This window comes from Wenzhouxiangella sp. YN9 (assembly GCF_056324165.1).
Map to the genome: position 1 here is coordinate 107044 of NZ_JBJNIP010000107.1, position 24722 is coordinate 131765.

A 24722-nucleotide genomic window follows, 5' to 3' on the forward strand; every position below is an offset into this window, starting at 1 on the left:
TCCTTTATGTTGACCGGTTGAAGCAACCAACCGGGGACGACTTGACCAACCTGCTTGCCATCGGTGACATGCACCTGGGGCGCCCGCCCGCGGCGATTCCCGACGATCTCCATGCCAGGCGCCAGCAGCTGGGCCCGGACATCGCATGGTCGCGCGCTGTTGATGCGGCGGTGCAGCACCGCGTCGATGCGGTGCTGCTGGCCGGCGATCTCGTTGATCAGGAGCGGGATTTCTTTGTCGCCTACGGCCAGCTCAAGGCCGGGGTGCAGAAGCTGGCGGCCAGCGGAATCCGTATCCTGGCGGTCGCAGGCAACCACGACACCGAAGTGCTGCCACGGCTGGCCGATGAAATCGACGCGCTGGAGCTGCTGGGCCGCAACGGGCAGTGGCAGACACAAAAGGTCAACGACATCACGGTGCTGGGCTGGTCCTTCCCGCGTGCGCAGGTCCGCCAGAGCCCGCTGCCGGATCTGCCGGCCCTGTCGCCGGACGGCCCCCTCATCGGCCTGCTCCACTGCGACCTCGACCAGCCCGACAGTCCTTATGCGCCGGTCAGCCGGCGCGAGCTGGAAGCGGCCCCCGTTGACGCCTGGCTGCTGGGCCACGTCCACCGCCCCGACGAGCTCGATGGAGATCGACCGATGGGCTACCTTGGTTCGATCACCGCGCTGCGGGCATCGGAGACCGGATCGCGCGGCCCCTGGCTGATCCGGATCGACGACCAGGGCATCACCGCTGACCAGCTGACGCTGGCGCCGCTGCGCTACGAAGCCATGACCATCGACTGCAGTGATGTCGAAGATGCGGCAATGCTGAGCGAGCGCATTCTGGCTGCCGCCCGCAAGCAGGTCAGGTCGCTGGTCGCCAAGGACATCGCACCCACCGCCATGGGGCTGCGGCTGACGCTTGCGGGCCATTCTACGGCTGCCATCAGAATCGAAGAAGCCGCCGCTGAGCTGGCCGGCGACCACCGCAGCTGGAATGAACAGGGTGTTCACTGTTTCGTTCAGCGCATCGAGTGCCGCATCCTGCCCAGGCTCGACCTGGAACAGTTGTCGGGTCGCAGCGATCCCTGCGGGCTGCTGGCGCGGCGACTGCTGGCGCTGGAGTCCCCAGACAGCGATGAATATCAGCGCCTGGTCCGGCTGGCGCGGCAATCCATGGCCACCACCGTCGGCGCCCGCGAGTTCCAGCCGCTGCACGCCGATCCGGATGATGCCGCCGTGGCTGCGTGGCTCAAGCGCGCCGCCCGCTCAGCACTGACTCGGCTGATCGCCCAGCGCGAGCGCGCACAATGAAACTCGAACGCCTCGATATTCACCACCTGGCCGGGCTTGCGGAGCCGCTGTCGGTCGCGTTCGATGCCGACGCGATCAATTTCATCACCGGCCCCAATGCCTCGGGCAAATCCAGCATCATTCGTGCGGTCCGCGCGCTGCTCTATCCGGAGCTGACGCCGGCTTACTGCCATATCCGGGCGCGCTGGCGCAGCGGCGACACCACCCTGGAGTGCGAGCGTCACGGCGCACAGGTCAGCTGGTTTGACAACGGTGAGCCAGCCCCGCCGCCGCGCCTGCCGGGCAGCGAAAACGTCGGCGCCTACCTGATCAGCTCCGAAGACCTGGCACGACTTGGCGATACCGATGCCCACATCGCCGCGCAGATCCGCACGCTGCTGGCCGGCGGCTACGATCTTGACGCCCTGCTCGAACAACCGCCGCTGGCATCGCTTCCGCGGCCGCAAAAGCGCGCCCGGGAGCTACTTGATCTGGCGCGCGCAATCGATGACAAGCAGAAGGAATACGCCGAGCTCAAAGACGAACTCGACACCCTCACGATGCTGCAGCATGAGCTGGAGGAAACCGGCCAGGCGGCGGGGCAACTGCGTGCCTGTGAGGATGCGCTGGCGCTGGCAGATGCCATTGCTGCTCGCAACGCGCTCGAGAACACGCTGATCGAGGAATTTCCCGGCGGCATGGAGCGTCTGCACGGCGATGAGCTGACCCGCCTCGATCAGATCGAGGAGCAGATCGAGCAGCGCAATCGCGACCTCGACCTCACGCGCCAGGCACTGAAAACAGCGCAGTCGCGCCTGGACAGCAGCGGCGGCGCTGATCCGCAGCAGCTCGAGGCCCTTCAGGCCGAGCTGGCCGACCGCCGCGATGAGCTTGCCGATATCGAGCGCCGGATCGACCAGCATGCCGCCGCGCTCGATCAGAGCATGCGGCAGCGCGAAACCACGGCCGAGCGCCTCGGCGACCTCAAGCCCGAGACCCAGCCTCAGCTGACGCTGACGCAGCTTCAGGCCTTCGAACAGCGCGTCGAAAAGGTGCTCGATCAGCGCGAAAGAGTGCGCTCGATCAGCGGCGAACTGGCCTGCCTTCACGTCCCCCGGGACCGTGCCGAAGACACGCCGGAGCAGCTGCGATCAGCGCGCGACACACTGATGGAGTGGCTGGAGCATGCGCGTCTGAGTGGCCTCGAGGGTCTGCTGTGGAGCGGCCTGTCGATTACCGGTGCGCTGGCGGGCTGGCGGCTGCTGGGTCCGCGCGAAATCGAGCCGTTTGGCGAACTTGTCCTGCTCATTCTGCTGGCGGTCGGAGTGCCGGCCTTTCTTCTGTGGCGCTTCGTGATGCGCTATCGCTACCTCACCGGCGCGCGTTCGCGCTTTCATGCAACCGGCGTCGAGCCGCCGCTGGGCTGGAGCGAGGAGGAGGTCGAGACCCGGCTGGACCGTCTCGAACAGGAATTCGAAGCGGCCACGCATCGTCAGGTTCAGCACAACCACGCCGGTGATCTGCGCACGCGGCTCAACGAAGCGCGCAGCCGGCTCGAGCAGGCCCTCGAACAGCTTCAGTCCAGCAGCAAGGCGGCCGGGCTGACGACCGAACCCCGGCTGGAAACCAGCTTTCTGCTGTGGGCGCGGCAGCTGCATGACTGGCAGCAGGCCGACCAGACCGTTGCCGGCCACAAGCAGGCGCTCGAACACGATCGATCGGCCCAGGCAGCCAGCCGCAAGCAGGCGGTCAAATTGCTCGCACACCATGGTTTCGAGCTGACGCCGAAGTTCTCCAGCCGCGATCTGGCCGCGATACTGCACCAGCTGGCGCCGCGCATGCGCACCAGCGCCGAACTGCACAACGAGATCCAGGCGCACCATCACCGCATCGGCGAACTCGAGGCCGATATCGACATGCTGCGCCAGCGTCGGCAGCAGCTGTTCGCCCAGATCAGCATCGGCAGCGACGACCGCGAAACCCTGGTCAAGCGCATTGATCAGCACGAGGAGTGGCGCCAGCTTGAACACCAGCGCCGTGCGGCCTCACTGGAAATCGCCCGCCTTGAACAGCGGCTCGGCACAGACACGGCCCTGCTCGAGCAGGCGCGCAAACAACAACGCGACGAGCTGACACAGCAGCACCAGAGCCTGGCCGAAAAGGTGGACCGTCGTGATGAGCTCAACCGGCGCATCGCCACCATCCATACCCGTCATGAAGATCTGCTCGATCGCCGCGAGCTATGGCAGCTGACCGGAGAATTCGAGCGCCAGCGCGAGGCTCTGGCCAACGACTTCGATGAGCACGTGCTCGCAGCCGTCGGTCAGGCCCTGATCGAAGACGTGCGCATGGCACACCAGGCCGACAACGAACCGGCCGCGCTCAGGCGGGCGGGCTACTGGTTCGAGCGCTTTACCCATCATCGCTATCGACTGCGCTTTCGCGGCGAACGCTTCGAGGCTTTCGACGCCCGCGCCGAACAGGGCCGCGCCCTGTCCGAGCTTTCCACCGCCACGCGCGCACAGCTCCTGCTGGCCGTCCGCCTGGCCTGGATCGAGCAGGCCGAGCACAACCGCGAACCGCTGCCGGTCTTCATGGACGAAGTGCTCACCACTTCCGATCCCGATCGTTATCGCCTGGTGGTCCAGTCGATCCAGGACATCGCCAGTGACGGTCGGCAGATGTTCTATCTGACCGCCCAGGGTGACGAAGCCGCCGCCTGGGCATCCTGGATCGAAGACGGGCCGAAGCCTCACATCATCGACATGGCCGAAGTCAGACGCGACCAGATCGAGCCGCTCGAGCTGCGCATGCCCGAAGGTGAGCGGCGCAAACGCGAGGTGCCCGAGCCCGGCGAAAGCACGCCCCAGACCTGGGCGAGAAAAGCGGCCATCGGACCAATTCGGCCGTGGCTCGGCAGCGGCATGATCGAGGTCTTCCACCTGCTGCACGACGATCTCTCACTGGCCGCACGGCTGATGCGCCTGGAACTGTCGCGGGTCGGCGAACTCGCGGGGCATCTCGACAGCGACACCGGCGACAGACTGTTTGACGCCAGCGAATGCGAGATGCTCGAACGACGCTGCCGGGCGGCCGGGCTGATCCTCGATGACTGGCGCGAGCGCCATCATCGTCCGGTCGACGCCGCCACGCTGGCCGCCTTCGGACAAATCACCGATACCTTCATGCCGCGCGTGCTCGATCTGCTCGAGCGGGTCGACGGCCACCCCCAGGCTCTGATCGATGGCCTGCTCGACGGTCGCGTGAAGCGCTTCCGAGCCGACACCATCGAGGCGCTGGAGCAGTGGCTGAGCGACCATGGTTTCCTGGCAGCCCGGGCCGACGATAGCGCCATCACCGCCGCCGAGCTGTCGAGCCGAACCGGCCTGGGCCCGGAAGAGGCCGCCAGCCTGCGCGAATGGATCGTGAGCGCGATCGATGACCCGCTGGGCTAGCCCGATGCGCCGGCGGAGCTCGGCATGCATTCCGTGACCTTCCGGCGCACCGCGCCACGGATCACGGGTGTGGTTCGCTACAGGTTCCGCCCGTAGAACAGCTCCTGCATTTCCTTGCGCAGGCGCTTTTCAACGCGGTTGCGCTCGCGCTTGTCGAGCTCGCCGGCGTTGCTGCCGAACAGATAATTATCCAGCTCGAACTCCTTGAGCCGCATCTTGGTGTGGAACAGATTGTCCTGATAGACGTTGACGTCGATCATCTCGTAGCCACGTTTGGTATCGCGACTCAGATAGTCCTGAATGGAGGTGATCTTGTGGTCGATGAAATGCTTGCGCCCGCGCACGTCCCGGGTGAAACCTCGCACCCGGTAGTCGACCGTGACGATGTCCGACTCGAAGCTGTGAATCAGGTAATTGAGCGCCTTGAGCGGTGAAATCACGCCACAGGTGGCAACATCGATATCAGCACGGAACGTGCAAATACCGTCGCGGGGATGGCTTTCGGGATAGGTATGAGCGGTGATATGGCTTTTGTCCAGATGCCCCACAACCGACTCCGGCAGCGGGCCTGGTACGGCTGATCCGCCGGCTGCGGCGCCATCGACCGGCTCCTCGGCAATCAGCATGGTCACGCTCGCGCCCTGCGGCTCGTAGTTCTGCCGGGCGATGTTGAGAATATTGGCCCCGATGATCTCGGACACATCGGTAAGGATCCGGGTCAGACGCTCAGCGTTGTAGGCCTCATCGATATAGGCTATATACTCCTCGCGCTCGGTCGAAGAGGTGGCAAAGCACAGATCGTAGATATTGAAACTGAGTGCCTTGGTCAGATTATTGAAGCCGTGCAGCTTGATGCGACGAGAAGCCATTGCTGTTTGAGTACCTGTGCCGGCGCCGGTGTAAACGCGCTGATTATCAATCATTGTCCATCTCCGTTTCCACCCTGAAATCCGTTACACTTCCGAAGTCGGCATAATCCCGGGTTTGACGCGAGTCACAACCCGGGGGCAAAATTGTCGGCAGCCGCATCAGGGCATGCCCTGGTTCCAAGGGGTTCCCGCGTGATCGCTGGAACGAAAAGCATCCATACCATTCAAACCAGAACACGTGATGAGAGATTTCCAGTTTTACCCAATTGACCGCGGAGCTATGGACCGGTTTCTTTCCATCTGCCAGCGCCAGCACTACCCGGCCAAGACCACCGTCATGCGACCGGGCGACTCGGGCGACAGCCTGCTCTATATCATCGAAGGATCGGTATCGGTTTCGACCGAAGGCGATGACGGCCGCGAGCTGATCCTCAGCTACCTCAACCCGGGCGATTTCATCGGCGAAATGGGGCTTTTCATGAAGCCATCGCAGCGCGAATCGCTGGTACGCACACGCAGCAAGTGCGAAGTCGCCGAAGTATCCTACGACCGCCTGCGCCAGGCGCTGGACAACGAGCTACGCGACCACGCCATCGACATCCTCACGGCCATCGGCTCCAAGCTGGCCCAGCGCCTGCTCCACACTCGGCGCAAGGTCTTCCATCTGGCCTTCCTGGATACCCAGGGCCGCATCGCCAAGGCCTTGATCGACCTGTGCAGCGAACCGGACGCGATTTCCCACCCCGAAGGCACGCAGATCAAGATCACGCGCCAGGAGCTGAGCCGCATCGTGGGTTGCTCGCGGGAAATGGCCGGGCGAGTGATGAAAAACCTCGAAGAAGAAGGCATGATCCGCGCTTCCGGGAAAACCGTGGTGGTGCTGGGTACCTACAAGGGTGCGCCGGCCTGAGCCCGGCCCCGGCCGCAGACCCCGTGCCCGCCTAGATAAGCCAGTAGACTGCCGCGGCCACGACGACCGCAGCGGCGGCAACCGCCGCCCAGGGCAGCCATCGCGGGCTGTCGTGCCCGGCAGCCTCCGGCGAATCATCCGGATCGAAGAAGCGGAACTCCACGCGACCGAAGCGCACCCGGTCGCCGCTGGCCAGTGCCGAACTCGAGATCTTGCGATCGTTGACGAAAGTGCCGTTGGTCGACAACAGGTTGACCACGCGCCAGCCGGCCGAATCCCGCACCAGCCGCGCGTGCTCGGAAGAAACGCTGGACTCGTCGAGCTTCAGATCACAGCTTTCGGCCCGACCGACGATGATCCGGCTGGAACTGAGCGCAAACGACTGTACGCTGACTCCTGCGCTCAGGCCGGTCAGCTGCGCGCGTGAACCCGACACCGGATCGCTCGCCGCCTCCTCGATCAGCTGGCTGACCTCATCGCGGCTGAATACCTGCGTTCCCTGAGGTCCCTGATCCTTGCGGCTGCTGCGTCCGTTTTCGCTGCTCATGTCATTGCACTCCATTATTGCCCTATCTTACCGAAGGGCCACTTCCAGCGCGAGCGCCGGCCCGGCAGGCCCGGTGGCGCCGCCACCACGATCGCCGACACATTATCGCGCGCCCCCGAGGCCAGGGCGCCCTGCAACAGCGTGTCGACCAGCTGCTGTGCATCTCCAGCCTGACTGGAGCGCACGATCCTCTCCATCTCGGCGTCACTGAGCTCACCCGACAGGCCGTCGGAACACAACAGAATCATGTCGCCGGGCTGCCATTGGCCGTGAATGGTATCGATGCGCGGGGCGGCCTCTCCGTTCAGCCCGAGACAATCGGTCAACACATGGCGCTGTGGATGCCGAGTGGCCTGCTCTGGCGTCAGCGCACCCGAGGCCACCAGCACGCCAGCCACATTGTGGTCACTGGTGAGCATCTCCAGGCGCTTGCCGTCGGGCCGAAACCGATAGGCGCGACTGTCACCTACCCAGCAGATCTGATAGCGGCCCTGTTGCTCCAGCAGCGCCACGATGGTTGTACCCATATCGTTGAACTCGGGCTGCTCGCGCTGCCCGGAGCGAATGGCGTGGTGTGCGGCAAGAACGGCATCGGCCAACTCCCCGCCCCGGCGAACCTGGTCGCGAATCGTATCCCGGGCCGTACAGCTGGCCCGGGCGCCGCCAGCGTGGCCGCCCATGCCGTCGGCCACCAGCCACAGGCCCAGCGGCTCGTCGGCCAGTACCGCGTCCTGATTCTCACGCCGTACCCGCCCGACATCACTGGCTGAAGCTGATCGACTTTTCCCCTTGCTGACCGTGACGCTGTTCATGTTCGCACTATCACGTAGAATTCCGGAAGCCTGCACTCCTGTAAGAACGGATCCGGACCCATTTTTCGGCCAGAATAGCGGATTTTGATCAAATCAGCGAATCCACCTCAACGGCATAACGTAATGAATACAATTCCAGGCACTCAAACCAGCACATGGCGCGTCCTGAAATTTGGCGGCAGTTCGGTTGCACAGGCCGAAAACTGGCCGCGCATTGTTGAGCAGGTCGAGCTGGCGCGAAAACAGGGGCTGAAAGTGGTCGTTGTGGTCTCGGCGCTGCGCGGCATCACCGACCTGATCCAGGACTACATCGACAGCAGCACCGACCCCGCAGCCCTGCTCGCCGAAATCGAGCGCCGGCACCGCGAGCTGCTGAGCGCCCTGGGCCTGCCTGCCGACAGCCTCGACAAGACACTGAGCGCGTTGCGCAACCTTGTCGAGCAAGGCTTCAACGCCGGTGAGCCGGCCGACCAGGCCCGGCTGCTGGCCTTCGGCGAGCTGCTCTCCAGCCGGCTGGCGGTCGCCAGGCTCGCGCGTGCTGCCGACGACGTCCGCTGGCTCGACAGCGGCAGGGCGCTGACCAGCGATGCAGGCGAGCAGCGCAGTCGCCGCGCCTGCTATCTTTCCGCTCGCTGCCGAGCGCTGCCAGACCCCGACCTGGCCGACCGCCTGGCAAACGAAGCGGGTATCTGGGTGATGCCGGGCTTTGTCGCCGCCAATCCCGCCGGCGAGACGGTTCTGCTCGGCCGCGGCGGCTCGGACACCTCGGCGACCGGTCTGGCCGCCGTGCTGAGCGCAGAGCGCGTTGACATCTTCTCCGATATCCCGGGCCTGTTTTCGGCTGACCCGCGCCGCGTGCCCGGCGCACGCCTGCTGAAGCAAGTGGGCTTCAGAGAAGCACAGGAGCTGGCGGCCATGGGTGCCAAGGCTTTGCACCCGGCGGCCCTGGCACCGGCACAGGCGCATGGCATCGCAATTCACATGGCCCAGACCGACCGGCCCGACATCGAGGGCACGCGCATCACCCCTGCGATCAAGGAGCACGGCGCCCAGGTCAAGGCGATCGTCCAGCGCCAGCCGATCACGCTGATCTCGCTTGAGGATATCGGCATGTGGCAACAGGTCGGCTTTCTTGCCTCGGTCTTCGAAGTGTTTCGCCGGCTGGGCCTGTCGGTCGACCAGATCTCGACATCCGAGTCCAACGTCACCCTCACGCTCGACGCCAACGCCAATGCCGCCGACCAGGCCATGCTCGATGAGCTGGGCCGCCAGCTCAACCGCTTGTGCAAAACCGAGATCCTGACCGACTGCGCGACCGTCAGCCTCGTCGGGCTGGGCATTCGCACGATCCTGCACCGGCTTGGCCCTGCGCTGGAGGTCTTCGAGCAGCGACGCATCTTTCAGGTCAGTCAGGCGGCCAATGATCTCAATCTGACCTTTGTAGTGGAATCCCGCCATGCCGAGCGTCTGGTGCAGCAGCTGCATCAGCAGGTCATCCCCGGCGGCGTCGGCGGCGACTCGGTGTTCGGGCCAACGTTCGAGCAGCTGTTCCGCGACGAGAGCGCGCCGATTGCCACCGCACCGTGGTGGCAATCGCGCCGCAACGAGCTGCTTGCCCTGATGGAAGATCGCGACAGCGCCTACGTCTACCACCTGCCGACGGTGCGTGATGCCTGTCAGCGCCTGTGCCGCCTCAACTCGGTCGATCATGTGCTGTATTCGATGAAGGCCAACCCGCACCCGGCGGTGCTGCAAACCGCGGTCTCCGAAGGTCTGGGTATCGAATGCGTGTCCCTTGCCGAGGCCCGTCACGCGCTGGCACAGGCACCGGGGCTGACGCCGGGCGATATCCTGTTCACACCCAATTTCGCGCCGCGAGCGGAATACCGCCAAGCGGTAGCCATGGGCCTGTTGCTGACCATCGACAACCTGCACGCGCTTGAACACTGGGGCCATGATCTGGCCGGGCAGTCGGTCTTTCTTCGCCTCGACCCCGGCTCCGGCCTGGGGCACCACAAGCTGGTACGCACAGCCGGCAGCCACTCCAAGTTCGGCATTCCCTTGAGCCAGCTCGAGCGCGCGCAGACCCTGTGCCGTGCCCACGACATCCGCATTCGCGGCCTGCATGCGCACACCGGCTCGGGGATCATGCACGCTGACAACTGGCATCGCAGCCTGGAAACCCTGGGCGAGGCCGCCCGCCGCATCGATTCGGTCGAAATCATCAACCTTGGCGGCGGCCTGGGCGTGCCCGACCGCGCCGATGAGCTGCCGCTGGATACCACGGCGCTGGACGGCGGACTGGCCGAGCTCAAGCAGCAGTTGCCGCGCTCGGTCCAGGTCTGGATCGAGCCGGGCCGCTATGTCATCTCGCCGGCGGGAGTGCTGTTGGCGCGAGTGACACAGACCAAGAGCAAGGGCGGGGTGCGCTATGTCGGTGTGGCTACCGGCATGAACTCGCTCATCCGGCCAGCGCTTTACGGCGCCTGGCATGAAATCGTCAGCCTCACCCGGCTCGACGAGCCCGGCGATCAGGTCTACAACATCGTCGGCCCGATCTGCGAGACCGGCGATATCCTCGGCCTCGACCGGCTGCTGCCGGAGTCATTCGAGGGCGACGTGCTGATGGTGGCCAATGCCGGCGCTTATGGTGCTGCCATGGCCTCGCGCTACAACCTGCGCGCGCCGGCCGAAGAGCTCGTGCTCGACTAGTCGGCGATACCGGCGGGAGCGACCAGCACCGGCAGGCGCCAGCGCGCCAGCAGACGCTCGGCAGCGGGTGACTCGAGCCAGGCGCCGCCGCGGGCCACCATCAGTTCGGCGGCGTGTTCTTCGGCCAGAGCGCGCAGCAGCTCGCCGGTGGTCAGGTTCGCCAGACTGCGCACGCGCGCGCTGGCGGCCAACTCTGTCAGCCGGGCGTGCGCACGCCTATCCGCATCCGGGGCGGCCAGCACAACGAGCCGGCGCGCAGTCAATTGCGCCCGGGCCGTGGCCGCGCCCAGCAGTGCCGGGCCGGCAGCCGCATCCTCAACCAGCACCGCAACCCGGCCACGGTGGCGTGCGGTGGCCGTCACGCTGATCTGCACACTGCCCTCGGCGGCGCGCGCCAGCCGCAGCGCGGCAGCGGCCAGGCTGCTTCCGGGGCGCACCAGGGGCGTGGCGTGGTCGAGCATCAGCAGATCATCGCGCCCGGACACCGCCAGCACCTCGTCGATCAGGTGCTCGCGAACCACCATTGCCTCCCAGGAAACCCTGGCCTGGCGAGTGACCCGCTCGATGATGCGCCGAATCTCGGTGGCGCCGGGGTTGAGGCGACGCGCCACCACGGCGCGGTCGAGCGGTCGGATTGCGCCCGAGAGCGCGCCCACCTCGCAGGCAAACGGATAGGCGGCGCTGCGCGCTCGTGCCGGTTCATCGGCAATCACGGCCAGCAGCGGCAGGCGCTGCTGTGCGGCCATGGCCGCCGCCGAGCGCAACGCCATCAACGCCTCGGCCGAGGCGTCAACAACCACGATGATCCGCCCCGGCCGGCCGTCGCTGTTGCGCTCGGGAGCACGCGCGTGGCGCTGCTTGCGCTCAGGCGTCATTGCCACGATTCCTCGCCTCATGCTCCGCGTTGTCGCCACGCTTGCGCGCCACGCGTGCAAATGCCTGCAAGCGATCGGCCACGCGACGATTGAAGCTGTCGGCAGCGAATTCACCCTCATCATCACGCCCACCCGCAGGCAGCCCCGACAGCAGCGCCAGTGCATCGTCCACCGTTTTGACGGCGTAGATCCGGAAGCGACCATCGGCGAGGGCCTGACGAACCCTCGACGCGACCATCAGGTGCTCGACGTTCGCGGCGGGGATGAGCACGCCGTGCCCATCAAGCTCACCCGCCTGTTCGCAGACGTCGAAGAAACCCTCGATCTTTTCATTGACGCCGCCCACAGCCTGGACCTGGCCGTGCTGATTGATCGAGCCGGTCATCGCCAGCGATTGCGCCAGCGGCACATCGGCGACCGCCGAAAGCAGCGCGCAGGCTTCGGCCAGCGAAGCAGAATCGCCGTCGATGCCGCCGTAGCTCTGCTCGAAGACGATGCTGGCCGCAAGCGAGAGCTCGGAATCGGGCGCGTAGCGGTTGGCGATGAAGCGCGACAAGATCAGCACGCCCTTACTGTGGATGGGCCCGCCGAGCTTGACCTCGCGCTCGATGTCAACCACCTGACCACGGCCGGGGCGTGCGGTCGCGGTAATGCGCGCTGGCCGGCCAAAGCGGAAATCGCCGAGCTGAAGCACCGACAGGCCGTTGACCTGACCGCAGGCTCTGCCCTCGGTCGAGATCATGACGGTGCCGCGGTTGATCTGCTCGAGGCTGGCCTCACGCATACGCCCGGCGCGCACGTTGCGCTGCTCGATGGCCTGCTCCACGTGCTCGCCGCTGACGGTATCCGACGATGCCTGGCCGGCCAGGTAGCCGGCCTCGGCGAGTACGTCACGCAGCACCCGATCGTTGGCGCTGAGCTTGCGCTGATCATCGGCCAGGCGGCTGGCGTGCTCGATCATGCGCGCCACGGCGCTGCGATCGAGCGGCGGACAATCGCTGCGTCGCGCCAGATCAGCGAGCATGCGTGCATAGAGCATGTGATTGGCATCGCTGCGCTCGATGTGGTCTTCAAAGTCGGCCTCGACCTTGAACAGCTCGAGAAAGTCCGGATCATGCTGCGCCAGCAGATAGTAGAGCAGCCGCTCGCCGACCAGCACCACCTTGAGCGAGAGCGGAATGCTTTCCGGCTGCAGGCTGGTGGTGCTGACCATGCCGTAGAGCCGCTCCAGCGATTCGATGCGCACATCGCTGGAAAAAAGCGCGCGCTTGAGACTCTGCCACGCCAGCGGTTGCGAGAGCACGCGTTCAGCGTCGATGATCAGATAGCCGCCGTTGGCCCGGTGGAGGGCGCCGGGCCGAATCCGGGATACATCGGTATACAGCGCCCCCTCGCGCATCTGGTATTCGATGCTGCCGACCAGATGATGGTGGCCCGGCAGGTCCTCGTAGACGACCGGCGCACCCTCGGCCCGGGAGTTGTCGATCAGCAGATTGACGCGAAAGCGCTCGAGCAAACCTTCGGGCGGCCCGCTGCCGTCGCGGCCACGCAGGGCCGCGGCATTCTCGATGACGTGCTCGCGCGCGGCATCAATCCAGGCGCTGACGTCCGCATGGTCCGACCACTGCTGCTTGAGCTCCTCGACCGGCTCGCCCAGCGCCAGCCCGATCATTTCTTCGTTGAGCTTGCGCACACGCTCACGCAGCTCCTTGCGCAGCGCCGGCACGCGTTGAATCTGCTGCTGCAGCTTTTTCTGCAGCTCGGCAATTTTCTCTTCGACCGCCTTGCGCTCGTCTTCGGGCAGCTTTTCGTACTCCTTCGGTTCCAGCACTTCGCCGTCGCGCATGGGCGCCAGGCTGAACCCCCCGGGGGTTGAAACGAGCGCGATACCGGCCTCACTCGCCTCCTCGCTGATGGCACTCAGGCCCTTGCGCTGACGCTGCTCGAACTCCTCCTGCAGATCCTGCATCCGGCCCTGATACTCTTCGCTCTCGAACACTGCCGCAACGCCGGTGCGCAGCTCCTCGATAAAACCGTCCATGTCCGCACGCAGGCGCTGACCCCGGCCTGCATCGAGCTGCAGCGCCTGCGGGCAATTCGGTTCAGCAAAGTTGTGAACGTAGCACCAGTCCGGTGGCGCCGGCTGACTTGTGGCGCGGTCTTTGAGAAAGCGCTGAACTGGCGTATGGCGGTCGAAACCGCGCGGTCCGAGAACGAACAGATTGAAACCGTGATTTTCAATGCCGGTGCCAAAGCGCAACGCATCGAGCAGGCGCTCCTGCCCGATCGGCGCGGCCAGCGCTTCGAGATCGGCGGTGGTTTCGAAGTCAAGGGTCTCGGCACGACAGCGCCGGTAGACCTGGTCACCATCCAGTGGTTTGATGTCAGGCATTCCTTGGATCCTTGCGCACACGGTCACTGCCCTTCAATCTAACCCATCGGCAGGATCGAGCGGGTGGATTCAGCCAGTCATGGGTTCGCCGGCTTGAACTGCCGTGCCGATCAACGCTATTCTCTGGCGCTGATTATCGTCACCAGATTGCTGCTGACCTGCAGCCCAAGAGGGAATCGAGTACATGAATCAGCCGGAAACCGCCGGACCGGACACGGCCCCGACAGGCAACATCGAGTTTCGTGGCGGCCGGGCGCTCAGCGCTCTGCCCATCTTGTTTTTCATCGTCTGGGCCATTTTCCAGTCGGGCCTGATGGGCATCAGCGACACTGGTGGCCTGATTATCGGCATGCTCGTCGGGCTGATCCTGGGCATGCTGTTCGTCAAGGGCGACTGGAAAGTCTACGCCGACACGGTTTTCGAGGGCATGGCCCAGCCGGTGGCGGTTACTGCCATCGTCGCCTGGCTGTGGGCCGGCATGTTTGCCGGCACGCTGCAGGTCGGCGCCTTTGTCGACGGCCTCGGCTGGCTGGCCGTCATCGGCGGCATCGGGCCGCTGCTGTTTCCGGCCATCACCTTCCTGCTCGCTGCCCTGCTGGCCACCGGCATCGGTACCGGCTACGGCACGGTCATCGCCTTTGTCGCCCTGTTTTTCCCGGCGGGCGTCGCGCTCGGCGCCGATCCGGTCATCATGTTCGGCGCGATTCTCTCCGGCGCCGTGTTCGGCGATAATCTGGCGCCGGTTTCCGACACCACCATCGTCAGCGCCGTGACTCAGGATTCCGACGTCGGTGGCGTGGTCGCCAGCCGCTTCAAGTACGCCATCATCGCCGCGATACTGTCGCTGATCGCCTACGTGATCGCCAGCGCACTGTTCAGCGGCCGCGCCATCGCGCCCGAAGTGGCTGAAGCCTTCCGCGACCGGGTCAACCCGGCCGGCCTGCTGCACCTGGTATCGATGGGTGCGGTCATCTTCACCGCCATTGCCGGACGACACATCATCGAAGCCATCTCCTGGGGCCTGATCGTGGCCATCATCGTCAACCTGGTCTTCGGCCTGGCCCCCGGCACCGACATGCTGGTATTCAATGTCGCCGAGGGCGGCTGGGCCGCCGCCACCTTCGGCAGCTGGCCGCTGGTCGAAGTGGTCGCCGGGGCCGACGCTGGCGTCGGCGGCAGCCTCTATGACGGGGCACTCGGCTTCGCCGACCTGGCGGTGCTGATCCTGCTGGTGATCGCCGGCGCCCAGATCATGATGCGCGGCGGGGCCTTCCACGCGCTGCAGGACTGGCTGTTGCGCACCCTGGCCCGATCAGTGCGCTCGGCCGAGGTCGTGATGGTTATCGCCACCGCTTCGATCAACGCGGCCATCACCATCAACACCGCGGCGCAAATCGCGGTGGCACCGTATGTCGCCACCATCGGCAAACGCTTCAATATCAACGGCTACCGGCGCGCCAACATTCTTGATGCCAACACCTCGGCACTGGGTTACATCTTCCCCTGGGCCGGCGGCGTGCTGGTCGGCTATACGCAAATGGTGGCTCTGGTCGATCAATACGACTGGTTCACCCGCGACATGGTCGTCGCTCCCATCCAGGCCTGGCCCTGGGTCTTCCAGGGGTGGCTGCTGGTCATCGTCTTCCTGGTTTCGGCCTGGACCGGCTTCGGCCGCGAATACACCACCGACCGCCTGAGCAACCGGAGCAGCAAATCATGAGCAAAGGACTGTTTGCCAACTGGCGTTTCCGCACGGCCACGCCGGCCTTCGAGCCGGGCCAACAGCTCGAGGTCTACCTGACCGGCTTTGACGCCGGCCGCGGAGAAGCCCGGGTGGGCGATACCCTGATCGAGGTCGAAGGCGCTTCGGCGGCGCAGGTTGATTCCCTGGTCGAGATCACCATCGACTCCTTCGACAAGGCAGCCCATCGCGGCAAGGCGCGCGTCAGCGCGCAATAGCCGCCACCGGCCCGGGGTCACCCCCGGTCAAGCAGCTGATCGAGCCAGCAACGCGCCTCGGGATAATGTCGGGTGTCGAGCACGAACTCCTGGCCCCGACTGACCGCCTCGAGCAACGTCACTCCGGCTTGCGGCTGCCAGCGACTGCTGCGCCGGTGATAGCTCAGCGGCCAGCGCCCGGCGCGCGGGCGAAACCACTCCGGCAGGCGCCACAGGCCGGGGCGCTCGCTGTCGGGATGGGTCAGCACTCGGTGGCTGGCAACGCGCTCGAACACGCCGGCATCAGCCTTCGACGCTGCCAGGTACACGGTATTGTTCGGATCAGGTGCCCGCGCAAAATGCGGGTGCTCTCCCGCCCACTGACGAACCCGCTCGCCGCAGTCGTCCACGGCCCAGATCTCGGCGATACGCAGCCAGCCCCAGATGACGTGTCGGCGGGCAGCCGCCGGGTCGAAAACCCAGCGACCGCGCTGGCGCAGCGCGCGACGAAACAGCCCGAAGAAAACAAAGACATCGCCAGGCCCGACCCCCTGCCGTGCCAGATGGCCCTGGGCGGCGCCGGCCTGACCGAAAATCGGGCGCCATTGCGGATGCCGCGGCCGGTCTGCGGCGACCAGATCAGGATCGAGATGGGCGCGTGAACTGCGCCGGATGCGCCCACGCGTCAGGTTCGAAGCCAGGCAACCAATGTCACGACCGATATCACCGTAGCGCAGCGGAGAAAGCGGGTCGGGAATCGGAAGAGACACGATGCGCCCGTCGGGAAGAATCGGGCTGGGCACGCCACCCGAGCTCGAGTCGAAACCCTTGCGGCTGAGTATGATTTTCACGTCCGGCCTGCTGATTTGCGCAAAAACCGGGCATTCGTTACCCTCTGGTGACAACTGGCGTTGGTGAGCACAATCATGCGAAATTTCAATCCTGGGTCAACTGCAATCTTCATCCTGGCAGCTTTGCTGACCACGGGGCTGTCCAGCAACCTCGTGGCGTCTTCCTGTCTGCAACCCGATCAGGAAGCTCAACCGGTAGAGCGAACGCCCCCAGCCTATCCGCATCCAGCCATCCTGATGTGTATCGAGGGCATCGTGGTGCTGGAAATAAACGTCAACGAGGCCGGTCGTGTCGACGCAGCCAGAGTACTGGAAAGCGACCCCCCGGGCATCTTCGACCGGGCCGCGCGCCGCGCACTTGATCAATGGCAATATCTGCCCGAGTGCCGCGACGGCCAGCCCACGACCCGCACACTCAAGACACAGCTCGAGTTTACGCTCGCCAGCGAAGATCCGACCGACTGCCCCAAGGAACCACTGCAGCTCGACGACAGCACGCTGACGCTGCTCGGTGAAATCGGCGCCCTGTACGCGCTGGCCGCCGATTCATACAACGGCTACCTGACGATCGACCAGTTGCACGACGCCATCACCGGGACGACCGAACCCACGCTGGATGACGCAGGCAGACAAGTCTGGCGTTACCACCGAGATGGGCTGCTTGCAGAAATCGACCTGGCGCAGACCGCCTGGCAGCGCTTGCATGAGCTTGGCTTCCCCGACCTGCTGTTGTTGAAGGAGACTTTCACCAAGGATCCCGACTTGACTCAAACGCAGGCCACTATGGGTGAAATGCGCGCAGCGCTGGAAGAGTACATTGACCGACTCAGAGCCACTCATCAAGAAATGCGGGCCCGCCACAAAGCCTTGGCCAGCCATACGGATTATGATCAGGCAACCCTCGTGCTGCTGACTCACATCTTCAGCGGCTCGCTCGATCAGGCCATGCTGGCAGACGCAATCAGCAGCCTTGAGCAGCAGTTCCAGCTGACCTCCGAGATCGTCGAACTGCTTGTAACCGAGCGGGAAAGTTGGCATATCGAGCACTCCGTCCCACAGTTCGATGACCCTGACCTTGCTGCCACCTTCTACACACGACTGTTCAGACTCAATGACCTGGTAGAGGAAGGCCGGCAGCATGCGCGGGCGACCTATCGCAGTTACGAGGATTATTCGCTCTCGGACTGAAGCGGCAGTTGCGCCATAATGGTGTGATGCACAGGAAAGCGACAGCAGCCATCACGCCATGACCAATGCCTATCAGGCCTCCGATATCGAGGTTCTCCAGGGCCTCGAGCCGGTTCGCCGCCGGCCGGGGATGTATACCGACACCACGCGGCCCAACCATCTGATTGCCGAGGTGGTCGACAACGCCGTCGACGAAGCGCTGGCCGGCCACGCAAAGCGCATCGACGTGATCCTGCACGAGGACGGCTCCGTGGAGGTCACCGACGACGGCCGCGGCATGCCCGTCGACCCGCATCCCGAGCACGAGCTGCCCGGCGTGGAGTTGATCCTCACCCGACTGCACGCCGGCGGCAAATTCTCCGGCAAGAACTACAGGTTCTCCGGCGGCCTGCACGGCGTGGGCGTGTCGGTGGTCAACGCGCTGTCGGAAAAACTGGTCTGTCGAATCAAGCGCGCCGGAGAGGAGCATGAAATCATCTTTGCCGGCGGCGAGACGAAACAACCGCTGACCGTCATCGACTCGGTGGGCCGGCGCAATACCGGTACGCAGCTGCATTTCTGGCCCGACCCGCAGTACTTCGACTCGCCCAACATCTCGCGCCCGAAGCTCAAGCACCTGCTCAAGGCCAAGGCCATTCTCTGCCCCGGCCTGGAAGTCCGGCTCGACGACCGCGCCAATGACGAGACCGAATCCTGGCAGTTCGAGGACGGACTGACGGACTACCTGACCGAACGCCTCGAAGGCTTCGAGCGCGTGCCCGAAGACCCCTTCACGGGCGATTTCTCCGGCGCCGACCAGGAAGCCGAGTGGGCACTGACCTGGGTGCCCGAGGGCGATCTTGTGCAGGAGTCCTACGTCAACCTGATTCCCACGCCGGCCGGCGGCACCCACACCAACGGCCTGCGCACCGGCCTGATCGAGGGCCTGCGCGAGTTCTGCGAGATCCGCAATCTGCTGCCGCGCGGCGTCAAGCTCGCACCCGAGGATGTCTTCGAGCGTCTGAGCTTCCTGTTGTCGATCAAGCTCGATGATCCGCAGTTCTCCGGCCAGACCAAGGAGCGCCTGTCGTCGCGCTCGGCCGCGAGCTTTGTCTCGGGCGTGGTCAAGGACGCCTTCGCGCTGTGGCTCAACCGGCACGTGGCCGACGGCGAAGCGATCGCCAGGCTCGCCATCGACAACGCCCTCAAGCGCCAGAAAGCGCGCAAGAAGGTTGCCCGGCGCAAGGTCACCGCCGGCCCCGCCCTGCCCGGCAAGCTGGCCGACTGCGCCTCCACTGATCTGGAAGAAACCGAGCTGTTTCTCGTCGAGGGGGACTCGGCCGGCGGCAGCGCCAAGCAGGCGCGCAACCGCGAATTCCAGGCAATCATGCCGCTCAGAGGCAAGATCCTCAACACCTGGGAAACCGACCCGGCCCAGGTGCTGAGATCACAGGAAGTCCACGACATGGCGATTGCCATCGGCGTCGACCCGGGCTCCGACGATCTGAGCAAGCTCAGATACGGCAAGGTCATCATCCTGGCCGACGCCGACTCCGACGGCCTGCACATTGCCACCCTGCTGGCAGCACTGTTTCTCAAGCACTTCCGGCCGCTGGTCGAGGCCGGGCGCATTTTCGTCGCCATGCCGCCGCTCTATCGCATCGACGTGGGCAAACAGACCCACTACGCGCTCGACCACGAAGAGCGTCAGGGCATCTTCGCCCTGATCGAGGCCGAAAAGCTCAAGGGCAAGGTCACCGAAACCCGCTTCAAGGGCCTGGGCGAGATGAGTCCGCTGCAGCTGCGCGAGACCACGATCGACCCCGACACCCGTCGTTTGCTGCAGCTGACCGTCGACGATGCTGCCGGCACCGACGCCCTGATGGACATGCTGCTGGGTAAAAAGCGCGCTGCCGACCGCCGCAACTGGCTTGAAGAGAAGGGCAACCTGGCCGACATCGAGGTTTGAACCCGGGCGACAAGCGGCCATTCGCCGCCTGACCGCGCAGGCGTTGACGAACTCCTGACGCCGAATCTGTTCCAATTGGGACATGACAACGCAGATCCGCTCTTCATCGCGCAGGCGCCTGCTGGGACTGGCGGCGGGTTCGTTTCCGCTGCTCTGGCTGGGCGGCCTGCCCACTGGCAGCCTTGCAGGAGAGACCATGCATTCGCTCACGCTCCCCCAGTCATTCGAGCCGCTGGAACTCGATGATGCTCGCTGGCGAGAGATCCTCACGCCCGACGAATACCGCGTGCTCCGGCGCGAGGCCACCGAGCGCTCCAGCTCGAGCCCGCTCAACGACGAGCACCGCGCCGGCACCTTCATCTGCGCCGGCTGCGCCCTGCCGCTGTTCTCGAGCGAGCACAAGTTCGAATCCGGCACCGGCTGGCCGAGTTTCTACCAGCCGATCCACGCCGACCACATGGAAACCCGCAAGGATTTCCGGCTGATCTGGCCGCGCACCGAGTACCACTGCGCGCGCTGCGGCGGCCATCAAGGCCACGTCTTCAACGACGGCCCCGAACCCACCGGCCAGCGCTGGTGCAACAACGGCGCAGCCCTCGATTTCGTCCCCGAAGGCGAGTCACTGCCGGCACTGCGCCAGTAGCCGTCGACGGGGTGCCTGACATGCTCGGTCTTTCAACGCTTCGTGGCTCTCGTACTCCACTTCACGGCGTTCGTGTTTTGCCCCTGGCCGTGATGCTGGTGATGAGCCTCATCGCGAGCGCGGCGACGGCGGCCGATGACGGTGGACTCGAGCGGGCAACCTTCGCCGGCGGCTGCTTCTGGTGCATGGAGCCGCCCTACGACCGGATCGATGGCGTCGTCGAGACGATTTCGGGCTTCAGCGGCGGCCACGCGGTGGCCCCCTCCTACCGGCAGGTAGTGCGCGGCGGCACCGGCCATCTGGAAGTCGTGCAGATCGTCTACGACCCAAAGCGGGTTGGCTATCGTGACTTGCTGAAGATCTACTGGCGCAACGTCGATCCATTCGACGGCGGCGGCCAGTTCTGCGACCGCGGCGACAGCTACCGGCCGGCGATTTTCGTCAGCAACGAGCACCAGCAACGGCTGGCCACAGAAAGCAGGCGCGCGCTTCAAGAGCGCTTCGATGAGTCCATCGCCGTGACCATCGAACCGTTCGAGGCCTTTTATCCGGCCGGGCAGGAGCACCAGAACTATTACCGGCAAAACCCGATGCGCTACAAATACTACCGCTGGCGCTGCGGCCGGGACGAGCGGCTCGAAAGCGTGTGGGGCAGCGAAGCCGGCGGCTGAACACCCCTGCGGGACAATCCATGACTTCTGTCACGCTCGCTTCGTGCCGCAAATCGGCATCATGTACCCTCTTCCTTCCCCAACATGATTTCATGGAGATAGACGTATGAAACGACCTGCGTGTGGCGCGCGGCGATGGCTTGTCGCCGTGTTGATGCTCCTGCCGGTGCTGGCCTCAGCCCAGCCCGACGGGCTCGATCAAATCACCCGCGTCGAAGGCATTACCGAGTATCGCCTCGACAACGGCATGAAAGTTCTGTTGATGCCCGACCGAAGTCGACCGACCTCGACCATCAACGTCACCTACTTCGTCGGCTCAAAGCACGAAAGCTACGGCGAGACCGGCATGGCGCACCTGCTCGAGCACATGCTGTTCTACGGTACTCCCGATCATCACGACATCAAGGCCGAGATCTCCGAGCGCGGCGGCTCGGCCAACGGCACCACCTGGTACGAGCGCACCAACTACTTCCAGACCCTGCCGGCCGGCGAGGAAAACCTGGAGTGGGCCATCCGCATGGAAGCCGACCGCATGGTCAATTCACTGATCTCCGGCGAAGATCTTGAATCGGAAATGACGGTAGTGCGCAATGAGTTCGAGATAGGCGAAACCAGCCCGTTTCGCGTGCTGATGCAGCGCGTGATGGCCACCGCCTATCTGTGGCACGGCTACGGTCGCTCGACCATCGGCGCACGCTCGGACATCGAGAACGTGCCGGTCGAGCGCCTGCAGGACTTCTACCGTCGCTATTATCAGCCCGACAACGCCATGATCATCCTGTCGGGCAACTTCGAGCCCGAACGTGCGCTCGAGTTGATTGACGCTCAGTTCGGCGCCATTCCCGCCCCAGATCGAACCGGCGACATGAAACTGTGGCCCACCTACACCCGCGAGCCGACCCAGGATGGCGAGCGCAGCGTCAACGTACGCCGCTCCGGCCAGTTCCAGTCGGTCATGTCGGCTTGGCACGTTCCCGCTGCCGCACATGAAGATTTTGCCGCCATCCAGGTGCTCTCGCACGTGCTCGGCGAGGCACCCTCGGGCCGTCTGCATCAGGCGCTGGTGACCGAAGAGCTGGCCAGCCAGGTCGGCGCGTTTTCGCTGTCGCTGGGCGAGCCCGCGCTGCTGCTGGCCTTCGCTCAGGTCGACAAGGACGACGACCTGGAAGCCGCGCGCGCAACGCTGCTCGAGACCATCGATGCGCTTGAAGACAACCCGCCGACGCAGGAAGAAGTCGAGCGCGCAATCAATGCGCTCAAACGCAACATCGAAGTCACGCTCAACGACTCCAATCGCGTCGGCATCGAGCTGAGCGAATGGGCGGCTGCAGGTGACTGGCGGCTGATGTTCCTCAATCGGGATCGGCTCGATGAGGTCACGGTCGACGATGTGGTACGCGTGGCTGACACCTATCTCGTTCGCGACAACCGCACCGTTGGCCAGTTCATTCCCGAGAGCGAGCCACAGCGTGCCGAAATTCCGGAAGCACCCGATACCGCGAAGCTGCTGGCTGACTACACCGGCGGAGAAGCCCGCAGCGAGGGCGAGTCGTTCAACCCCACGGCCGAGAACATCGAAGCCCGACTGGTGCGCTTCGAGCTGCCCAATGGTGCAAAGGTCGCGCTGCTGCCCAAGCAAACCCGCGGCAATCGCGTTCAGGGCCGGATCACCATGCGCACCGGCACGCTCGAAACGCTCACCGGCCTGGACAATGTCCCCGACATGACCGCCAGCATGCTCATGCGCGGGTCGGAAAACCACGACCGCCAGGCCATCCGCGATCGCATCAGCGAACTTCAGTCAACGCTGTCGATCAGCGGCGGCAGCACGATCACGACCAGCATGGAAAGCACGCGGGACCGGCTCAGCGAGCTAATGACGCTGACGGCCGAGATTCTGCGCCAGCCCACCTTCGACGACTCGGAATTCCGTGAGCTGCGCCGGCAACAGCTGACCGGACTCGATCAGGCCCGCGACAACCCGATGGCGGTGGCCTCGCGGCTGCTGCAGCGCCACGGCAATCATCAGCCGCCCGAGCACCCGGAATACACCCCCAGCTGGGATGAGGCCGAGGCGCGCATCAAGGCGCTCGAACGCGAGCAACTGCTCGACTTCCACCAGCGTTTCTACGGTTTTGGCCCGGGCACGACCATCAGCTTTGTCGGCGATTTTGATCCCGATGAGCTGCGCACACAGCTGGAGTCCCTGTTTGCCGACTGGGAGCCTGAAATTGCCTTCGAACGCTACGAGCGGCCTTACTACGAACCCGAACAGGCGGCGCTGACAGCGCAGCTCGACGACAAGGCCAATGCCGGCCTGGTCGGTGCGCAGCCGCTGCCGCTGAGCGACGAGCACCCGGACTATCCGGCCCTGTCGCTGGCGGGTCATCTGCTCGGCGGCGGCTTTCTGAGCTCGCGACTGGCCGATCGCATCCGCGATACCGAAGGCCTGAGCTATGGCGTGGGCGGACAGATCCAGGCCGCCAGCCTCGACGAGCGCGGCACGTTTGTGGTTTTTGCCATGTATGCGCCGGAAAACCGCGAACGCCTGGTTGAGGTGCTCTTTGAAGAACTCGATCGGGCCGTTGACGAAGGCTTTGGCGACGAGGAAGTCGCCCAGGGCCGGCGCGGCTATCTGCAGCAGCTCGAGCTTGGCCGCAGCAACGACGGGCAGCTGATGTCCATGCTCAACAGCAACCTCTATCTCGGGCGCGATATGTACCATCGGGCCGAGTTCGAGCAGGCTGTTGCCGAGCTGACCGCCGAAGACGTCACACAAGCCGTGCGCAAGCATATTGCACCCGAGCGGCTGAGCTATGCGGTCGCCGGCGACTTTGAGTCGGACTCCGAGTCCGAATCAGAAGCTGAAGCCGACGACCAGCAAGAATAATCGGTTCGGCACTCGCTGGCGCGCCCCCCCGGGGCGCGCCAGCGGGGTATCATTCGCGGCACCATGTTTCGCCGCCATATTCTCCCCCGCCTGATCTACAGCGTCTATCGCAGCTGGAGCGCCACCTGGCGACTGCAGCGATGCGAGCCGCCGTCTTTGCTGCAACACATCGAATCCGGTCAGCCGTTCATCGTCGCCATCTGGCACGGCGACGAGCTGGGCATGGTATGTTTTTCACGCTACTACCACCTGGCCGCCATGGCGTCCTGGAGCAAGGACGGCGAGCTGATGAATTACGTGCTGCGAAAGTTCGGCTTTGCCACCTCTCGCGGGTCATCAAGCCGCGGCGGCTCAAAAGCGCTTCGCGGCCTCATGCGGCTGGCGCGCGAGGGCTACTCGCCGGTGATCGCGGTTGACGGCCCGCGCGGCCCCGTCCACAAGGCCAAGCCGGGCATCCTGGAGCTGGCCCGCATCACCGGTCTGCCGGTCTTCCCCTGCGCCATGGCCTGCAGCCGCGGCATCACCCTGCACCGCTCCTGGGATCAGACCGAGCTGCCCCTGCCCTTTGCCCGGGTGTTGGTCCACTGGGGTGAGCCCATCACGGTGGCGCGCGACCAGAACGCCCGATCAGCAGACATGGCCGCCCGACTGGAACAGGCAATCAACGACTGCCGTCGAATGGCCGTGACCGCCTTGGATGCACAGCGATGACGCCGCACGCTTTTCACCGCCGTCCCGCGGACG

Annotated in this window: 18 protein-coding genes; 12 read left to right on the plus strand and 6 right to left on the minus strand. The window is 64.9% G+C overall.

The annotated features are described in order from the left end of the window. The first annotated feature begins 41 nt into the window (after positions 1 to 41). Positions 42 to 1298 (plus strand): metallophosphoesterase family protein, encoded by a 1257-nt coding sequence (locus ACEWQ0_RS10315; RefSeq protein WP_476481842.1) that lies wholly within the window; start codon positions 42 to 44, stop codon positions 1296 to 1298. Further along, positions 1295 to 4732: a hypothetical protein gene (locus tag ACEWQ0_RS10320; protein WP_476485304.1), complete on the plus strand. Its 3438-nt coding sequence runs from the start codon at positions 1295 to 1297 to the stop codon at positions 4730 to 4732. Before ACEWQ0_RS10315 ends, ACEWQ0_RS10320 begins: the two co-directional genes overlap by 4 nt. 77 nt (positions 4733 to 4809) lie before the next feature. Here ACEWQ0_RS10320 and speD read toward each other — a convergent pair whose 3' ends face one another. Next, positions 4810 to 5601: an adenosylmethionine decarboxylase gene (speD, locus tag ACEWQ0_RS10325; RefSeq protein ID WP_476481935.1), complete on the minus strand. Its 792-nt coding sequence runs from the start codon at positions 5599 to 5601 to the stop codon at positions 4810 to 4812. A 280-nt stretch (positions 5602 to 5881) separates the two neighbouring features. Between speD and crp the strand changes: the two genes are divergently transcribed. After that, positions 5882 to 6511: a cAMP-activated global transcriptional regulator CRP gene (gene crp / locus ACEWQ0_RS10330; RefSeq protein ID WP_476481840.1), complete on the plus strand. Its 630-nt coding sequence runs from the start codon at positions 5882 to 5884 to the stop codon at positions 6509 to 6511. A gap of 31 nt (positions 6512 to 6542) precedes the next feature. On the opposite strand, the gene ACEWQ0_RS10335 is transcribed toward crp, so the two are convergent. Beyond that, a complete protein-coding gene (locus ACEWQ0_RS10335) occupies positions 6543 to 7058 on the minus strand; it encodes an FHA domain-containing protein (RefSeq protein WP_476481839.1) in 516 nt (171 codons plus the stop codon). A gap of 14 nt (positions 7059 to 7072) precedes the next feature. Continuing rightward, positions 7073 to 7870: a PP2C family protein-serine/threonine phosphatase gene (locus ACEWQ0_RS10340; protein ID WP_476481838.1), complete on the minus strand. Its 798-nt coding sequence runs from the start codon at positions 7868 to 7870 to the stop codon at positions 7073 to 7075. A 123-nt stretch (positions 7871 to 7993) separates the two neighbouring features. On the opposite strand from ACEWQ0_RS10340, the gene ACEWQ0_RS10345 reads away from it, so the two are divergent. Further along, positions 7994 to 10582: a bifunctional aspartate kinase/diaminopimelate decarboxylase gene (locus ACEWQ0_RS10345; RefSeq protein WP_476485305.1), complete on the plus strand. Its 2589-nt coding sequence runs from the start codon at positions 7994 to 7996 to the stop codon at positions 10580 to 10582. Here the strand turns inward: ACEWQ0_RS10345 and ACEWQ0_RS10350 are convergent. Next, the gene (locus tag ACEWQ0_RS10350) at positions 10579 to 11457 is read right to left on the minus strand and encodes a hypothetical protein (protein ID WP_476485306.1); all 879 of its coding nucleotides are present in this window, start codon (positions 11455 to 11457) and stop codon (positions 10579 to 10581) included. The two genes, ACEWQ0_RS10345 and ACEWQ0_RS10350, sit on opposite strands and share 4 nt — an antisense overlap. Then, positions 11447 to 13849, minus strand: a complete 2403-nt coding sequence (locus ACEWQ0_RS10355; protein ID WP_476485307.1) for a Lon protease family protein — start codon at positions 13847 to 13849, stop codon at positions 11447 to 11449. The genes ACEWQ0_RS10350 and ACEWQ0_RS10355 overlap by 11 nt, the downstream gene beginning before the upstream one ends. Before the next feature lie 184 nt (positions 13850 to 14033). Here ACEWQ0_RS10355 and ACEWQ0_RS10360 point away from each other — a divergent pair, with 184 nt between their 5' ends. Both ACEWQ0_RS10360 and ACEWQ0_RS10365 read left to right on the plus strand, forming a co-directional pair. Then, a complete protein-coding gene (locus tag ACEWQ0_RS10360) occupies positions 14034 to 15569 on the plus strand; it encodes a Na+/H+ antiporter NhaC family protein (RefSeq protein ID WP_476481834.1) in 1536 nt (511 codons plus the stop codon). Further along, entirely contained in the window at positions 15566 to 15808 is a 243-nt protein-coding gene (locus tag ACEWQ0_RS10365) for a DUF7513 family protein (RefSeq protein ID WP_476485308.1), read from the plus strand. Before ACEWQ0_RS10360 ends, ACEWQ0_RS10365 begins: the two co-directional genes overlap by 4 nt. 17 nt (positions 15809 to 15825) lie before the next feature. Here ACEWQ0_RS10365 and ACEWQ0_RS10370 read toward each other — a convergent pair whose 3' ends face one another. Then, positions 15826 to 16638, minus strand: a complete 813-nt coding sequence (locus ACEWQ0_RS10370; protein ID WP_476485309.1) for an Nmad3 family putative nucleotide modification protein — start codon at positions 16636 to 16638, stop codon at positions 15826 to 15828. Between the two features lie 75 nt (positions 16639 to 16713). Here ACEWQ0_RS10370 and ACEWQ0_RS10375 point away from each other — a divergent pair, with 75 nt between their 5' ends. From ACEWQ0_RS10375 to ACEWQ0_RS10400, 6 genes are all read left to right on the plus strand, one after another. Beyond that, positions 16714 to 17826: an energy transducer TonB gene (locus ACEWQ0_RS10375; protein WP_476485310.1), complete on the plus strand. Its 1113-nt coding sequence runs from the start codon at positions 16714 to 16716 to the stop codon at positions 17824 to 17826. Positions 17827 to 17884: 58 nt separating this feature from the next. Then, the gene (gene parE / locus ACEWQ0_RS10380) at positions 17885 to 19774 is read left to right on the plus strand and encodes a DNA topoisomerase IV subunit B (protein ID WP_476481830.1); all 1890 of its coding nucleotides are present in this window, start codon (positions 17885 to 17887) and stop codon (positions 19772 to 19774) included. An 82-nt stretch (positions 19775 to 19856) separates the two neighbouring features. After that, positions 19857 to 20417, plus strand: coding sequence for a peptide-methionine (R)-S-oxide reductase MsrB (gene msrB / locus ACEWQ0_RS10385; protein ID WP_476485311.1), 561 nt, complete (start codon positions 19857 to 19859; stop codon positions 20415 to 20417). Positions 20418 to 20509: 92 nt separating this feature from the next. Next, complete coding sequence (gene msrA, locus ACEWQ0_RS10390) at positions 20510 to 21088, plus strand: peptide-methionine (S)-S-oxide reductase MsrA (protein ID WP_476485322.1); 579 nt, start codon at positions 20510 to 20512, stop codon at positions 21086 to 21088. A 106-nt stretch (positions 21089 to 21194) separates the two neighbouring features. Further along, positions 21195 to 23978: a M16 family metallopeptidase gene (locus ACEWQ0_RS10395; protein WP_476485312.1), complete on the plus strand. Its 2784-nt coding sequence runs from the start codon at positions 21195 to 21197 to the stop codon at positions 23976 to 23978. A gap of 63 nt (positions 23979 to 24041) precedes the next feature. Next, complete coding sequence (locus ACEWQ0_RS10400; protein WP_476481827.1) at positions 24042 to 24689, plus strand: lysophospholipid acyltransferase family protein; 648 nt, start codon at positions 24042 to 24044, stop codon at positions 24687 to 24689. Positions 24690 to 24722: the final 33 nt, after the last annotated feature.